This is a genomic window from Leptolyngbya sp. FACHB-321, assembly GCF_014695975.1.
Lineage (GTDB): Bacteria > Cyanobacteriota > Cyanobacteriia > Leptolyngbyales > Leptolyngbyaceae > Stenomitos.
The window spans coordinates 67,397-80,855 of sequence record NZ_JACJPI010000067.1 but is presented as its reverse complement, the minus strand read 5'-3'; the positions used below and the strand labels follow the sequence as shown (position 1 = coordinate 80,855).

Here is a 13,459-nt window from a genome sequence, read left to right as displayed (position 1 = left end):
CTGGCTGCAAACAGCCTGAAACCCTTACAGGGATTGAAACCAAGTGAAGTTGCTGCACACGCTTAAAGCCCAACGCTGCAAACAGCCTGAAACCCTTACAGGGATTGAAACAACCCTCCTAAAGATGGATGCTGCAAGTCTACAGGGCTGCAAACAGCCTGAAACCCTTACAGGGATTGAAACGATCATATACGGTAGGTGGGGCGTAACGTTTAATGCTGCAAACAGCCTGAAACCCTTACAGGGATTGAAACCTGAATGATAAGCCCAAAGTGGCGATCGCAAACCGCTGCAAACAGCCTGAAACCCTTACAGGGATTGAAACTGGCACTCGCGCCACTGTTCCTGGAAATGAGCGATGCTGCAAACAGCCTGAAACCCTTACAGGGATTGAAACCAATACTCAAATGGATGAAGCCGTAGAATCTATCGCTGCAAACAGCCTGAAACCCTTACAGGGATTGAAACGCAGGGGTTGGTATTTGACTCTGACTGGCAGGAGCCGGTGATGCTGCAAACAGCCTGAAACCCTTACAGGGATTGAAACAAAGCCATTTACAAAGAGCCGCATTTAACCGTCACGCTGCAAACAGCCTGAAACCCTTACAGGGATTGAAACAAACTGATACTCTCCCCATACACGCTCCTCTTCAGGCTGCAAACAGCCTGAAACCCTTACAGGGATTGAAACCATGTTTTAACCGTGTTACCTGGCTACCCTGAGAAGCTGCAAACAGCCTGAAACCCTTACAGGGATTGAAACCGCGAAGTTCGTCGTTACGCAGGCATGATGAAATAGCTGCAAACAGCCTGAAACCCTTACAGGGATTGAAACCAATCACAGCGGGAAGTCCCACAACGGCATCCGGGCTGCAAACAGCCTGAAACCCTTACAGGGATTGAAACTAGAGCAGATTCAAGCAAGGCTAGGTCGTTGCAGGCTGCAAACAGCCTGAAACCCTTACAGGGATTGAAACTCTCTTCTCAGTTCTGAGAGTGTTGGCGAGTCGTGCGCTGCAAACAGCCTGAAACCCTTACAGGGATTGAAACTCATGATTGAAGATACAGGGGATTGTGGACTAGGGCTGCAAACAGCCTGAAACCCTTACAGGGATTGAAACGGCATACTGGTCAATGTTGACGGTTGAAACTGCTGGCTGCAAACAGCCTGAAACCCTTACAGGGATTGAAACCAAGTGAAGTTGCTGCACACGCTTAAAGCCCAACGCTGCAAACAGCCTGAAACCCTTACAGGGATTGAAACAAAATCCCTAAAAAACCTCACGAAAATGAGTACAGCTGCAAACAGCCTGAAACCCTTACAGGGATTGAAACCGCTTGGCAGATCGGCACCGCCGCATCATAATAGGCGCGCTGCAAACAGCCTGAAACCCTTACAGGGATTGAAACTTAGTGCGCGTATCCCTAGTCACGGCTATTTATTGCTGCAAACAGCCTGAAACCCTTACAGGGATTGAAACGGCACGCTCAACATTACGCCGCTAGTCGCTCAGTTTGCTGCAAACAGCCTGAAACCCTTACAGGGATTGAAACTGGTTTGATCCTGGTAGCGGAACGATTGAGGGTGGCTGCAAACAGCCTGAAACCCTTACAGGGATTGAAACACAGGCAGCGACTGCAACGCCACTTAAGAACCTTGGCTGCAAACAGCCTGAAACCCTTACAGGGATTGAAACCGTGTAAAAGATTTTTGAGGGACGATTGAAATCAAGCTGCAAACAGCCTGAAACCCTTACAGGGATTGAAACCAGGAGTAGGGAGGGATGCCACCAACAGCGCTCAGGCTGCAAACAGCCTGAAACCCTTACAGGGATTGAAACAGGTCGTCACTGCCGTCAAAGGCACCGTAGCCCGGCTGCAAACAGCCTGAAACCCTTACAGGGATTGAAACCTTGTATTATTCTTGGAGAAATCGCTATTGCTCAGCTGCAAACAGCCTGAAACCCTTACAGGGATTGAAACCCGAATCCTGAATACACACCTCCGCCCAGTCCTTGCTGCAAACAGCCTGAAACCCTTACAGAGATTGAAACTACTCGTGGCGGGTATCGCGGCGATCGGGTTGATGCTGCAAACAGCCTGAAACCCTTACAGGGATTGAAACAAAGGTGTGGCAGGACATTATTGCTAAGGTCGCTTTGCTGCAAACAGCCTGAAACCCTTACAGGGATTGAAACATGAACTACCAGGGATTCACCCTGACCCGCTAAAATGCTGCAAACAGCCTGAAACCCTTACAGGGATTGAAACTACAGGTTCGCTGATTAGCGCGATCGCCTGCCTTATCCTGCCATACCAACTTAAGACCCAAAGTTGGTGCTGTGGAGAGTCTCTTTAAGACTGCAAGGTCCTTCAAGCTGATGTTGGCTCAAACCCTCCATGGCTAGGCAGTTCAGCAAAGCTTAAAACCTATTGTTGTTCCCACGCACCCGTGATCGATCATGATGGATCGAGCGTCATTGGTAGGGAGGTAAAGGCATGGCGAAAAAGAAGAAGAGCGAACCGCTGACAGGAGAAGCGTTGCTGCGAAAGGTGAAAACGTTAGACACCCTGAGCAAAGAGCAGAAAGCAAAAGCTTGTGGGTACTACACCGTCACCAAAGGTGGCGTGGAGCGCGTCAGCATGATGCAATTTCTGAATGCCTTGATGGAAGCAGATGGCATTGAGCTGGATGGCAAAGCAGCCAGTGATGGTCGGGCTGGACGCAGTGCAAGCTATCGCCTTAGCGTGCAAGCCAACGGCAATTTGTTGATCGGGGTCGCCTATACCAAGCAGATGGGACTTCAGCCAGGTGACGAGTTTGAGTTAGTGCTGGGACGGAACCACATTCAACTCAAACAACTTGACCCTATGGAGTGAGCCAGTCCCCATCTTCTGCAAGTCATCGCTCAGTGAGGGGCAGGCGCTAGTTCTCTCTTGAGCCAGGAAGGATTAGCTCCAGCGCTAACACCGATCGAGCAATCATTTCATAAAGGAGTGACTGACGAGAGTTGAACTCGCTAACACTGGTGTCACAGACCAGCCCCTCCACCACTTCGGGTTCAGTCACAGTGGATTCTGGTCGGAGTTGAACCGACATCTTTCTGCTTGCAAGGCAGACGCTTTCCCAATTAAGCTACAGACCCATATTTGGCAGGAGTGGTAGGGGTCGAACCTACATAGCTCGATTTAGAAGATCGATGCCCTTTCCCTTAGGCGACACTCCCATAATTGGTAGTCCTGGCAGGGCTTGAACCCGCGACTGCCTCTTTGTAAGAGAGGCACTCTCCCCACTGAGTTACAGGACTAGAAGAGCGATTGCTTTGCGGCACGCTCAAGCGATCGATGGGACTCGAACCCATGCGCTGAGACTGGCAGACTCAGAGGCTAGCCGTTACATCACGATCGCAGAAAGAACCATTGCTGGTTCAGAGCGATCGACGAGACTCGTAGCTTGCTTCCCAAAGGGTACTCGTGTCTTCTGGGTGGAAGCCAGAGGTGCTTGCCGCTGCACCACGATCGCATTCTGGGGCTGGTGACAGGAGTTGAACCTGCAACCCATCGCTTACAAGGCGATTGCTCCGCCGTTGAGCCACACCAGCGTAATTGGTAGCGGGGGTGAGAGTTGCACTCACCGTATGCAGCTTATGAGACTGCCGAGCCGCTCTTGCTCTATCCCCGCAGTACCCCCGGCGAGACTCGAACTCGCAAAGATTCCAGTTTTAAGCCGGACACGTCTGCCAATTGCGTCACAGGGGTAGGGTTTGGTGGGCGCTGTCGGAGTTGAACCGACGTTAACCTGATTAAGAATCAGATGCATCACCGTTCTGCCAAACGCCCAGCTTTTGGTGGGTTGCCCAGGGGTTGTAGCTTGCTTCCCGAAGGGTACCTGGATGAGTCCGCTTAAAAGGCGGCTGCATAATCGCTCTGCCTTTCTTGTATGCCCGAAGGGCTCTACAACCCACAATTGGTGCACCGGGCAGGAGTCGAACCTGCTAGTCACACGCTTATCGGGCGTGCGCGTCCACCACTTTCGCCTCCGGTGCTTGGTAGTCGAGATAGGTAAACCTTTGCAGGTTTTCCCCCTCACAGTACCGAACGTACAAGTTTCCAAGTATTCGGCTCCTGCTGTGTCAAGTACTACTCACACTGCGTTTCTGCTTGCCCCGAAGGACTTACTGACTTACGTTCATGTAGTTGCATACACGTCTAACTTTTCATCAGTAATTGGGCTTCACCAGTGCTTTCCACCACCGTTTCAGCCTTCCTCACGTCTGCTCTCCTTTCGGATAGGGATCACCCTATGCGTTCGGTTATGCATTCCCGTTCTCTTTCGAGTTAACGCCTTTCGCTTCTTGAGGAAGTCCCCCTTCCCCAGGGAATTGGTACTCCTTACGGATTCCCTACAGCGTTCGCTGACCCTGTGGAAGTTATCACGTTCCGCATTCACAAGATTCGTCCTGGTTAGGTTCCATCTTTACCCCGGATGCTTGGTGTCAATACTTTGGTTCAAGGGAGACCAAAGCCAATTGCATCCACCGATCGTGTTAGTTACATTTCGATTACTATTCCCTAACGAGGCTTCAAACAATGGTTCGCTAGGCTAACCATGCAGGACTTTCCCTTGCCCGGTTTCGCCCTGTAACTGGGCTACTTCCTTAGACTTTCATCTCCGCTCTCACACCTCATCATTGCTGATGACGCATGGGAGAAGTGGGAACAGGCTTGACACAAGCCTTTGGAGCTTTCGCTCACTTGTAAAATGCGACTTCGTGTCGCACCCCTCGGTGGGAGTTGAACCCACAAAACCTGGTTTCTAAGACCAGTACGTCTGCCGTTCCGCCACAAGGGCAAATGGTCGGGATGGTAGGATTTGAACCCACGACTCCTTGGTCCCAAACCAAGGCTTCTAGACCGCTGAATTACATCCCGATGGTTGGTACTCCTGGCAGGATTTGAACCCGCAACGCATCGCTTCTAAGGCGATCGCCTCTTCCATTGGGCTACAGGAGCAAGACTGGTACACAAGAGTGAGAGTTGAACTCACACATAAACTGCTTTTGAAACAGCCGCCTCTGCCAGCTGGGCTACAGGAGTATGAAACAGGAGGATGGAGATCGTGACCCAATGACATCTCACGCCCCCTGACTAGGAAGGAAGGAATTGAACCTTCAAACACTTGATTCAAAGTCAAGTCGCTTTGCCTGTTTGTGTACTTCCCAATAAATGTGGCTGCCGAGGCTGGAGTCGAACCAGCAGCTCCATGATTCAGAGTCACAGCGACTTTCCATGTCGTCCACTCGGCAAAGCATGGCTGCCCCAGTAGGACTTGAACCTACAACCTTGCGGTTAACAACCGCTCGCTCTGCCATTGAGCTATAGGGCAATGAGTGGGAAGTGATGGGATTGAACCATCTTCTCGCCGTCTTCAGCGGCACGTGAGCACCAGCTTCACCAACTTCCCACAAGCGGAGAGCAGAGGAATCGAACCCCTAGCCCAAGGACTACCCTGGTTTTCAAGACCAGTTGCCGACCATTCAGCGGTGCCCTCCATGATTGGCGAGAACGGAAGGAATTGAACCTTCACTCTTCGGTTTCGTAGACCGATGTGTTCATCCAGTTACACCACGTTCTCAAAGACGGAGAGCAGTGGAGTCGAACCACAATTGTTCATCCATCTGTTTAGCAAACAGCGTCGATCGCCTGATCGATTTACTCTCCATAATGTTGTCAATCAAACCGTTGGTAGGTCGGGCTGGAATTGAACCAGCAACGCAATCGCGGCGGTTTTACAGACCGTTGCCCACACCAATAGGCGAGCCGACCTATGTTGAAATTGGCAGTGCAGACAAGACTTGAACCCGTTAATCACACGCTTGAGAGACGTGCCGCTCGACCACTTCGCTTCTGCACCATGTATGCCGTGCAAGTTGAAAAAGCTGTTGTTCACACACAGGACTTGAACCTGCAATGGACTGTTTTACGAACAGTTGCCTTACCATTAGGCGAGTATGTAAGCTTCTTCGATTAGGGCACGACAACGCACAGACGAGGATTTGAACCTCGAACAACGGTTTTGGAGACCGCGATGTTGCCGTTACACCATCTGTGCATTGGTCGCAGCGACGGGAGTCGAACCCGCAATGACTAAGTTATGAGCTTGGGGCTTTGCCATTAAGCTACGCTGCAATGATTGGACTCCAGGGAGAGAATCGAACTCTCGCTAGTCGGTTTTGCAGACCAACGCCTTTCCACTTGGCGACCTGGAGATGTGGTGGAAACGTGGGGAATTGAACCCCAATCCTGCAACCGTCCGTTTGTTGGTTTCGAAGCAAGTGATGCCAATCCGTTCCCATGAGCGAGGATGACAGGATTTGTAGCTTGCTTCCGCGAAGCGGTACCTGTGACCACTTGTTTCGGAAACAAGCACTCTGTCCATCTGAGTTACATCCTCATTGGGAGCATCGACGGGGGTTGCACCCGCTTCTCCATGCTTGAGAGGCACGGCGACTTCTCTATTTGTCCACAATGCTACAAGGCGGGGATGGCGGAATTTGAACCCGCGATCTTTCGCTCGACAGGCGACTGCTTTGAGCCAGACTAAGCTACACCCCCAAAGGTGGCGATTCAATTGTCTAGGTTCAGAAGGGTGACTACAGAGCCTTTGTGAGAGGTTGCAGTGTTGATACTACAGTTATACTACAAACGTGCTACAAATTGTCAACCCCGTACTACAACTTTTTTTCTAGGCAAGAGGACGATCGGGAAAGAAATGGTCATATCGCCCTCTCCTACTGGGTTTCCCCACTACGCTAGAGAGGAAATGTGGACTTCGCTCATCTGCCACAACTTGTGGATCAGGAATTCAGTGCGATCACTCAGCACCGCCAGGAACATCCCTTCGTGAGCGTCCTTGTCCTCGGCAATCCAGCTTCCGCTCAGTCCGACCTCGACAAACCCCTCATCTACAGCAATGAGGGTGACTACTGAGCCATACTCGCGATGTAGTGCTGTCTCTAGCACTTTCAGTTGGGGAATATCAGCAGGCAGCAGAAAGGAGGCTCGACCAGGTTCGATAAGGAGCGATCGCCCTAACCGCATCGCCAGAAGAACTCGCTGGGCAATCAACCGTTCGGGGTTGGTCATGATCCGCTCCATGTACAGCCCAACGTCGGTGTAGTTCAGCTTCAACATCGGTCGTGCCTCCTTTCTGGCTTGAGGTCAGGTGTCAACAGGTTGCTGTTCTTTCCAAAACTGCTCGGCAAAGGCGATCGCAGGGTGCATCGGTGCTTTGGGTTTGGTTCTCAATACCATTCCGGTTTCATGTAAGAGGCGATTGCCTTTGCATGAATTGCACTTCTCACAGGCGGTCACCACGTTGTCCCAGGTATAGGGTCCACCTTTTGATCGGGGAATCACGTGATCCAGCGTCAGGTGCTTGGCGCTGCCGCAGTACTGACAGGTATGGTTGTCTCGACGGAAGACCTCCCGACGATTTACCGGAGGAACCTTCCAATGCCGCTCTGGATTGCCGCTGGTCAACCGGATGTGGTCAGGGATTTGTAGCACGACACTGGGAGAGCGTACTTCCCACTGCTGAGTGCTGCTGAACTCCAGAGTTTCTGCTTGTCCGGTCACCAGGAGCACGACCGCCCGTTTAAGGTTGATCCGCGCCAGGGGCAGGTAGTTTTTAGAGAACACCACGACCTGGTTCTGGAGTATTGGAATCTTCTGTCGCTGCTCGGTCTGCATTAGTTTTCTCCTTAAAAAAGAACCCCCGCCTCTGATCACCAGGAGCGGGGGTTGGGGAAGTAGATATGCTTTTCCCTATGTCGGTGTCAGGCTTACCCTGCACCTCCCGCTGCTAGTGAGTTGATCTGAATTGAGTCGTCCGGCGATGTTGCTATCAATGCCTTCGCTGACGGCTTTACCGCCGCTAAACCAATACGTACCCTCAAATGCAAACAGTGCCACTGCTCTGCCTAGACCGTGTTGAGGTCGGCACTGCATGGCGCTGGCTAAGGTGGCATAAAGGATGCGTATCATGGAAGGCTGTAGTATTTGTATTACAAATCCGAATGTCTACATACTACATTTGTAGTATCAGATTGTCCACCCTTGATTGAAATTTAGGATGTTCGGTTATGGATACACGCAAACGGGGTAGCACTTCGGAAATGCAGGTAACGAGTATCAGACTGGAACCCGAACTGAAAGAGCGATTGCGGGAGATTTCTGGTGAACAGGGCTATCAAACCCTGATTCGAGAAGTGCTTTGGCAGTTTGTGGAGCAACAGATGAGGGTGGGTGAGGTGCAGTCATATTCAGTAGAAGATAGGCGCTCGCCCTCCCATTCCCCACTGTTATCTATGTCGGATATTCGAGCCACTTTTAGGGCGATCGCTCATCAAAAGGAGCGATATATTGCCACGAATCAATCTATCCAACCACAGCAGGCTATATGGCTAGGATTAAACAAGGAATCTTAGTTCCACTGTCTTTAATGGCAGTCTAGATTCAATTAGGCAACAGAATCCCTGCCAAATATAAATTCGATTTGCTACAACTACTGTTGACAAGGCTAAATTATACGGAGCTTATTTGGTGAAGCCATGACTGAATCTTCATATTCTCCAGCAGGAACACAAAGTTATGCTTGTGTAATTCATGGCCCCATTACATTTCCAGGTAATTTGCCGCGCAGTAATCATAATCAGGGGCTTGATGCTTTTGTAAAAGCACTCATTAATACTGATGCTATGCAACGGTTACGTTGGATTCGTCAGAATGGGTTAGCACATTTTGTCTTCAACACTATGGAGCATTCGCGCTTTGCTCATAGTCTAGGTGTAGCTTTTGTAGCTCGCCGAATGGTTGACAGAATATTACTTAACAGCGGGTTAGAAGAGCACGAGGATGCTTGGCTCTGGAAATATGAAACTGTCGCCGCAGCACTACTTCATGATATCGGACATGGACCTTTTAGCCATAGTCTTGAGGAAATCCTTCGTGCAATTCATGCAGATCGTCCTGCAACTGAGCAATTTGATCACGAAGAAATGACACTCCGGTTAATACAAGAAGATACGCAGGTTAATCGAGTTTTGAAGAATTGCAGGGAAGATCTACCCTCTCGTGTTGCTCAGTTCTTTATTAAAAAAGGTAGGGAAGAACATTGGCGTTATCGAATAGTTTCAAGCCAGTTAGATGCCGATCGGCTTGACTATATTCTTCGAGATGCTCGGATGGCAGGTTTGACAGGAGTAGGTTTTGACTTGGATCGGATTCTACAACATTTGTATGTAAGAGAACCAAAGGATCGATTTTTTATATTGGATCGTAAGGCTATTGAGGCATTAGAGTCGGCACTTCTAGCAAATGATCAGCTTTACCGAGCAGTGTATTATCACCGTAAAGTCCGAGCAGCAACAGCCATGATGCAGACGCTGTTACTACGTGTAGCCCGTTTAGCAGTTGATGAAGAAAAAGCCTTAGCTTTATTCAATCGGGTGGATCATCCTTTACTTCAACTTATGAGGGATGGAAAGAATGTGAGCTTGCAAAGTTATTTGAATTTAACTGAGGGTCATGTATGGGCTTTGATCGAAGAATGGAAAAATTATGAGGATCCTATAGTAAAGGATTATGCAGACCGACTTTGGCACCGTAAATTGCACTCTGCTGTAGAAATTAGTGGACATGATGACGGTAGAAAAAGGGAGGAGAAATCTCTAAAAAATCTGAAGAATTCTAATTATTTGAACTTAGGAGAAGACGACCTTCGTGAGTACTACGTTTTACCAGATACTTCACGGCGAAAGAGTTATAAAGAGGGCGACAGTATTTACTTAGGAGAACAAAAGAAAGTAGATGATAAGCCTAACACTCTCGAATTTGAAAACTCAAGTCGAATTGTTTACATGCTCCGTGAACAACACAAGATAGAATACGTGATTTATCCTAACGTGGGAAACGACTCAATAGATACTTCCGGGAATTTAGAATCTGAAGAGATAAAAATAGATGTAAACGATTCCACAAACGGAGGTTTTTTGTCAAAAACAGAAGAATTGATTTAGAAATATCCACTTAGTGAGTAGCTCGGAAATTGAGATTGATCTCAATTCTTGGATCTCTGTAGCAAACACTAGGATCTATGCAAGCAAGTGAGTGACTTCTAGCTTGAGATGTCAAGCCTTAATCTTATCGGCTTGACAATACATTAAGCAATTTTATAATGGTTTTTTCCTTGACTTGGTCAGAATTGGAGGTACTTAAAACCTCATAAGGAATTTGAAGTTCATCAAAAACAGAATCAATTTTCTCAGCTGCTAAAATTCGAAATTCTGAGTTGTGATCACGGGGCTTATTTTGACCAATAGGAAGGTTTGGATTAATTTTGGTTTTGAATAGAAGCAGGTAAGTCTTTGCATGATAACTTGCTAAATCAAAAAGGTATTTCCGTTCCCAGTCACTTATTTTCTCATGCCGCATTTTAAGTGCTGCCAGTAAGTATCCTAATGCATCGGGAACTGGCCTATCTACAAGCACAATATCAGCATTAAGACTGGCTTCTAACTCTAGAGTAATTCCTCGGCTCATAATCCATAAGGTACTACTGAAGGTATGCTCGCTCAAGATTGGAAATCCTAGTTTTTGAGCTTCAGTTGCTAAATCATTAACTCGCCCAACACGGTACCCTAGATTCTGAAGTTCACACTCTAAATCTTCAATAAATGTACTCTTACCAGTAGAATGAGTTCCAGCTATTCCAATTTTGATAGTCATCTAAAGTAGCTATTATCGTTATAAATAAACTTGCTTCTTTATTTAATTTCTGAGATAGAAAGCAGATCAAAAACAGTATTAATACTACTTTGCTGAGCTAATAAGTATAAGAAAAGATGAGCAGCTATCAGAGAGTCGTACCCAGCCCGATGTGGCTTTAAAGAATCACTATGATTAGTATCCGACAGGTTGATCGATAACTGTTCAGTTAAGTTACTTAGACTATAAGATTTCATTCCAGGTAGAATTTTTTTCGAAAGTTTTAAGGTGTCAAGAATCCCTTTAGGCTTCCAAGTTGGCAATTTACGGCTAAGAACTTTGTAATCAACTGAAGCATTATGGGCAATGATGTAATCATCTTGAAGTTCTTGCTCAATTTCATTTTGCACTTCTTCAAAGCTTGGAGAGCTAGTTACATCTTTATTAGTAATGTGATGAATTTTTGTTGCAAAACGTGTAATAGGCTGTTCGGGCTTTAAAAGCCATACAGTAGGTACACTTGTAATTACTCCCTGCTCCAACGTGACGATTGCAAGCTCAACAATGTCAGGAGGTTGAAAGCCGTTACCCTCCAGATCAATCACTTTATAACGAGCTTGATACCACGGAATCTGGTCAGTAGGTTGCATTATTATCCTCTCACCCAATTGGAGCACGTCCATGTTGATCTAGAAGATGAGGATAGTGAGGGTCATGAACTTGATACCCTAAAGCGTGTTGGATGTAGTATCGACGCTGTTCATCTAATCCATCAATTTCAATTGCTCCGCCCTTAATCTGAGGAGTATGTGGGCTACCCATCTGCTTGGCTAAGTATTCAACTTCATTAAATGAGGGTGTTTTCCAGAACTTAGCACAACGATTAATTTGCTGTTTTGGGCAAATACTACAAAGCTCACGAATTCCATAATGCCCGTTGTAGTCAGGGAGATTGTGAGCATAAGAAACAGCACATGAAGTTTTTCGGAATAGGCTTCCAGCCTTTGGAAATGCATTTTCAAAGGCTTTTATTATTCTCAGTTCTAGCTGCTTAGGTAAAATTTTTCTCCTTGCTACCTCATTGTAAAGATCGGGTAGTTCGTTATCTTGAAAATACTTCCGAATCTGTTCTCGATAGAACAGACCTGTAAATACCGTTGCATGCGCATTTCGGCTCAATTCAATAGCTTTTACTATGTGTTTGCTAGAGTCGTTAAGACTAGGAATAATAGGTCTCCAGTAAAAAATTACTCGATACCGAACTGCATGAGCATATGCTTGATAAAGAGAGGTTTCAGCAATATCACTGCTTATTGGTTCAATTCTTTCATCATCAATTCCAGAATAAGTAATTAATAGAGTAACTTTCAAAGAAGAAAGACTATTTAACCATTTACAGTCATCCTCAGTAATTTTAGAACGTGTGATGACTAATATATGATTTCTCAATCCTCGCTGATCTAGATTCTCCAGTACTGAAAAAGTATGGGGTTTAACTATCGGTAGAAAAGGATCAGTCGCACGATTGAAAATTTGAAGTGGAGTTTTGTGGGCTTGAAAAAAGGGATGCTTAATTAGATACTCTACTGCCTCTTCATCACTCATTAATGCTTCTGGCTGTTTCATCTCAAAGTTATCAAACAGGTGACGAACACAGTAAGTGCAGTTTAAAGGGCAACCTACAATGTGGTTTAAGCTTAAACCGGACTTTCGATACTCAATAGGATCAAGCAGATCTGGATGTATCCTTAAGCTCGTTATCTTTGATGAGTTGTGTGCAGCCTGATGTAGTTTTTTCATTGAATGACAGAAGCTAGTATTTCCAAGGTGTGTATTTACTCACCATCTAAAGAGCGGAATCATTTCCAATATTTTGCTCTAGTCCTCCAGAAGCTGTTCTAGACAACCATAAGTCTTAACAAGACGGTGCTGCATAGAAGATCTGCAGTAAATATAGCCGTGTAATTTACGAGGTTATCGAAAACTCAGCGTCGCAACCGCCATCTCCTTATCTTTCTCGGTCACATCAATATACCGCTGCAACGCTGACAGACTCTTGTGTCCAGAGATCGACTGAATATGCTTGATTGGCACTCGTTCGTTGTGCATCCAGGTAATTGCCGTGCGTCGAAAGCTGTGAGTGCTAGCACCCTCAATCCCCAACCGCTTAAAGGCTGCTCGTAAAATGGCATCGGCAGACTCCGGGCAAATATGTCCTCTACCCCAACGTCCTGGAAAGAGGTAAGGACGATCGCTCCGATACCCTTCCAGCAAATTCCTTAACTCCGGCGACACCGGAACAGATCGCGTCTCCTGTTTTCCTTTGGTTGTTGCCCGCCGAAAGGTAATGCGATCGCGCACCCGCCCATCTGTCCCATACACATCAGCGGTATGCAACGAACATGCCTCATTAACCCGCGCAGTCGTGTACAGACAAATCCCAAACAACGCCCGATCGCGCTCCGTCGGCAACCCTTCTATATAGGAGAGCAACGAAAGGGAGGCGATCGCCCCAAACTCTTTCCCTTCCAACAGCCAAATCAGCAGCCGAAATACCTTCAGATCCGCAACTAATCCCAGCTTCCCGTCAAACAACCAGGCAATCTCCTGCGGTGAGAGGATCTTGGCTTGGTCGTGGCGATTGACTTTCACGGCTGAACCAGTACAGGTGTTCAGCCAATTCTACATTAGG

11 protein-coding genes, 27 tRNA genes and 1 CRISPR repeat array are annotated in these 13,459 nt (G+C 47.4%); of the genes, 4 read left to right on the top strand and 34 right to left on the bottom strand.

From position 1 onward, the window contains the following. Positions 1-3: 3 nt before the first annotated feature. Positions 4-2,271: direct repeats of the CRISPR family, unit length 37 nt; unit sequence GCTGCAAACAGCCTGAAACCCTTACAGGGATTGAAAC. A 228-nt stretch (positions 2,272-2,499) separates the two neighbouring features. After that, entirely contained in the window at positions 2,500-2,880 is a 381-nt protein-coding gene (locus H6F76_RS18670; RefSeq protein WP_190510559.1) for an AbrB family transcriptional regulator, read from the top strand. Between the two features lie 116 nt (positions 2,881-2,996). Here the strand turns inward: H6F76_RS18670 and H6F76_RS18665 are convergent. The 20 genes from H6F76_RS18665 to H6F76_RS18570 all read right to left on the bottom strand — a co-directional run bounded on the left by H6F76_RS18665 (position 2,997) and on the right by H6F76_RS18570 (position 5,827). After that, positions 2,997-3,070, bottom strand: a tRNA-His gene (locus H6F76_RS18665). Between the two features lie 2 nt (positions 3,071-3,072). Beyond that, positions 3,073-3,146, bottom strand: a tRNA-Ala gene (locus tag H6F76_RS18660). 5 nt (positions 3,147-3,151) lie between these two features. After that, a tRNA-Arg gene (locus H6F76_RS18655) sits at positions 3,152-3,227 on the bottom strand. A 5-nt stretch (positions 3,228-3,232) separates the two neighbouring features. Further along, positions 3,233-3,308 (bottom strand) — tRNA-Val (locus H6F76_RS18650). Between the two features lie 124 nt (positions 3,309-3,432). Then, positions 3,433-3,523 (bottom strand) — tRNA-Gly (locus tag H6F76_RS18645). A 4-nt stretch (positions 3,524-3,527) separates the two neighbouring features. Beyond that, positions 3,528-3,602 (bottom strand) — tRNA-Thr (locus H6F76_RS18640). 9 nt (positions 3,603-3,611) lie between these two features. Beyond that, positions 3,612-3,682, bottom strand: a tRNA-Met gene (locus H6F76_RS18635). A gap of 2 nt (positions 3,683-3,684) precedes the next feature. After that, a tRNA-Leu gene (locus H6F76_RS18630) sits at positions 3,685-3,759 on the bottom strand. Positions 3,760-3,765: 6 nt separating this feature from the next. Further along, positions 3,766-3,840: transfer RNA gene (locus H6F76_RS18625), tRNA-Lys, on the bottom strand. 128 nt (positions 3,841-3,968) lie between these two features. Next, a tRNA-Ile gene (locus H6F76_RS18620) sits at positions 3,969-4,046 on the bottom strand. Between the two features lie 733 nt (positions 4,047-4,779). Beyond that, positions 4,780-4,852 (bottom strand) — tRNA-Leu (locus H6F76_RS18615). A gap of 3 nt (positions 4,853-4,855) precedes the next feature. Then, a tRNA-Pro gene (locus H6F76_RS18610) sits at positions 4,856-4,932 on the bottom strand. A gap of 5 nt (positions 4,933-4,937) precedes the next feature. Continuing rightward, positions 4,938-5,013 (bottom strand) — tRNA-Leu (locus H6F76_RS18605). A gap of 135 nt (positions 5,014-5,148) precedes the next feature. Further along, positions 5,149-5,222, bottom strand: a tRNA-Gln gene (locus tag H6F76_RS18600). Between the two features lie 7 nt (positions 5,223-5,229). Next, a tRNA-Gln gene (locus tag H6F76_RS18595) sits at positions 5,230-5,306 on the bottom strand. A 5-nt stretch (positions 5,307-5,311) separates the two neighbouring features. Then, a tRNA-Asn gene (locus H6F76_RS18590) sits at positions 5,312-5,386 on the bottom strand. Between the two features lie 5 nt (positions 5,387-5,391). Further along, a tRNA-Phe gene (locus tag H6F76_RS18585) sits at positions 5,392-5,464 on the bottom strand. A gap of 5 nt (positions 5,465-5,469) precedes the next feature. Then, positions 5,470-5,552: transfer RNA gene (locus tag H6F76_RS18580), tRNA-OTHER, on the bottom strand. 5 nt (positions 5,553-5,557) lie between these two features. After that, positions 5,558-5,635, bottom strand: a tRNA-Arg gene (locus H6F76_RS18575). 108 nt (positions 5,636-5,743) lie between these two features. Then, positions 5,744-5,827: transfer RNA gene (locus tag H6F76_RS18570), tRNA-Tyr, on the bottom strand. On the opposite strand from H6F76_RS18570, the gene H6F76_RS18565 reads away from it, so the two are divergent. After that, positions 5,828-6,031, top strand: a complete 204-nt coding sequence (locus H6F76_RS18565) for a hypothetical protein (protein WP_190510557.1) — start codon at positions 5,828-5,830, stop codon at positions 6,029-6,031. Positions 6,032-6,041: 10 nt separating this feature from the next. Here H6F76_RS18565 and H6F76_RS18560 read toward each other — a convergent pair. The 10 genes from H6F76_RS18560 to H6F76_RS18515 form a co-directional block, all read right to left on the bottom strand. Continuing rightward, positions 6,042-6,112, bottom strand: a tRNA-Trp gene (locus H6F76_RS18560). Positions 6,113-6,114: 2 nt separating this feature from the next. Beyond that, positions 6,115-6,189: transfer RNA gene (locus tag H6F76_RS18555), tRNA-Ile, on the bottom strand. A gap of 5 nt (positions 6,190-6,194) precedes the next feature. Continuing rightward, positions 6,195-6,269, bottom strand: a tRNA-Cys gene (locus H6F76_RS18550). Positions 6,270-6,272: 3 nt separating this feature from the next. Further along, a tRNA-OTHER gene (locus H6F76_RS18545) sits at positions 6,273-6,354 on the bottom strand. A gap of 5 nt (positions 6,355-6,359) precedes the next feature. Beyond that, a tRNA-Arg gene (locus H6F76_RS18540) sits at positions 6,360-6,454 on the bottom strand. A 2-nt stretch (positions 6,455-6,456) separates the two neighbouring features. Beyond that, positions 6,457-6,533, bottom strand: a tRNA-Glu gene (locus H6F76_RS18535). A 6-nt stretch (positions 6,534-6,539) separates the two neighbouring features. Next, positions 6,540-6,615 (bottom strand) — tRNA-Asp (locus H6F76_RS18530). A gap of 192 nt (positions 6,616-6,807) precedes the next feature. Beyond that, a complete protein-coding gene (locus H6F76_RS18525; protein ID WP_190510555.1) occupies positions 6,808-7,194 on the bottom strand; it encodes an alr0857 family protein in 387 nt (128 codons plus the stop codon). A gap of 27 nt (positions 7,195-7,221) precedes the next feature. Next, the gene (locus tag H6F76_RS18520; protein ID WP_190510553.1) at positions 7,222-7,752 is read right to left on the bottom strand and encodes an HNH endonuclease; all 531 of its coding nucleotides are present in this window, start codon (positions 7,750-7,752) and stop codon (positions 7,222-7,224) included. A 75-nt stretch (positions 7,753-7,827) separates the two neighbouring features. After that, on the bottom strand, positions 7,828-8,046 hold the full coding sequence (locus tag H6F76_RS18515) for a hypothetical protein (protein ID WP_190510551.1): 219 nt from the start codon (positions 8,044-8,046) through the stop codon (positions 7,828-7,830). A 98-nt stretch (positions 8,047-8,144) separates the two neighbouring features. On the opposite strand from H6F76_RS18515, the gene H6F76_RS18510 reads away from it, so the two are divergent. Next, complete coding sequence (locus H6F76_RS18510; protein ID WP_190510549.1) at positions 8,145-8,489, top strand: hypothetical protein; 345 nt, start codon at positions 8,145-8,147, stop codon at positions 8,487-8,489. 123 nt (positions 8,490-8,612) lie between these two features. Further along, a complete protein-coding gene (locus H6F76_RS18505; RefSeq protein ID WP_190510547.1) occupies positions 8,613-10,079 on the top strand; it encodes an HD domain-containing protein in 1,467 nt (488 codons plus the stop codon). Positions 10,080-10,203: 124 nt separating this feature from the next. On the opposite strand, the gene H6F76_RS18500 is transcribed toward H6F76_RS18505, so the two are convergent. The 4 genes from H6F76_RS18500 to H6F76_RS18485 all read right to left on the bottom strand — a co-directional run bounded on the left by H6F76_RS18500 (position 10,204) and on the right by H6F76_RS18485 (position 13,419). Continuing rightward, a complete protein-coding gene (locus tag H6F76_RS18500) occupies positions 10,204-10,788 on the bottom strand; it encodes an AAA family ATPase (protein ID WP_190510545.1) in 585 nt (194 codons plus the stop codon). A gap of 38 nt (positions 10,789-10,826) precedes the next feature. After that, positions 10,827-11,417, bottom strand: a complete 591-nt coding sequence (locus H6F76_RS18495) for a 3'-5' exonuclease (RefSeq protein ID WP_190510543.1) — start codon at positions 11,415-11,417, stop codon at positions 10,827-10,829. Between the two features lie 10 nt (positions 11,418-11,427). Then, entirely contained in the window at positions 11,428-12,567 is a 1,140-nt protein-coding gene (locus H6F76_RS18490; protein ID WP_206754395.1) for a hypothetical protein, read from the bottom strand. A 174-nt stretch (positions 12,568-12,741) separates the two neighbouring features. Continuing rightward, positions 12,742-13,419 (bottom strand): site-specific integrase, encoded by a 678-nt coding sequence (locus H6F76_RS18485; protein WP_347276064.1) that lies wholly within the window; start codon positions 13,417-13,419, stop codon positions 12,742-12,744. Positions 13,420-13,459: the final 40 nt, after the last annotated feature.

Bases quoted from the DNA above. Each gene is read 5' to 3' on its own strand.
- H6F76_RS18670 (WP_190510559.1), top strand. From the start codon at position 2,500: ATGGCGAAAAAGAAGAAGAGCGAACCGCTGACAGGAGAAGCGTTGCTG.
- H6F76_RS18565 (WP_190510557.1), top strand. From the start codon at position 5,828: ATGTTGAAATTGGCAGTGCAGACAAGACTTGAACCCGTTAATCACACG.
- H6F76_RS18525 (WP_190510555.1), bottom strand. From the start codon at position 7,194: ATGTTGAAGCTGAACTACACCGACGTTGGGCTGTACATGGAGCGGATC.
- H6F76_RS18520 (WP_190510553.1), bottom strand. From the start codon at position 7,752: ATGCAGACCGAGCAGCGACAGAAGATTCCAATACTCCAGAACCAGGTC.
- H6F76_RS18515 (WP_190510551.1), bottom strand. From the start codon at position 8,046: ATGATACGCATCCTTTATGCCACCTTAGCCAGCGCCATGCAGTGCCGA.
- H6F76_RS18510 (WP_190510549.1), top strand. From the start codon at position 8,145: ATGGATACACGCAAACGGGGTAGCACTTCGGAAATGCAGGTAACGAGT.
- H6F76_RS18505 (WP_190510547.1), top strand. From the start codon at position 8,613: ATGACTGAATCTTCATATTCTCCAGCAGGAACACAAAGTTATGCTTGT.
- H6F76_RS18500 (WP_190510545.1), bottom strand. From the start codon at position 10,788: ATGACTATCAAAATTGGAATAGCTGGAACTCATTCTACTGGTAAGAGT.
- H6F76_RS18495 (WP_190510543.1), bottom strand. From the start codon at position 11,417: ATGCAACCTACTGACCAGATTCCGTGGTATCAAGCTCGTTATAAAGTG.
- H6F76_RS18490 (WP_206754395.1), bottom strand. From the start codon at position 12,567: ATGAAAAAACTACATCAGGCTGCACACAACTCATCAAAGATAACGAGC.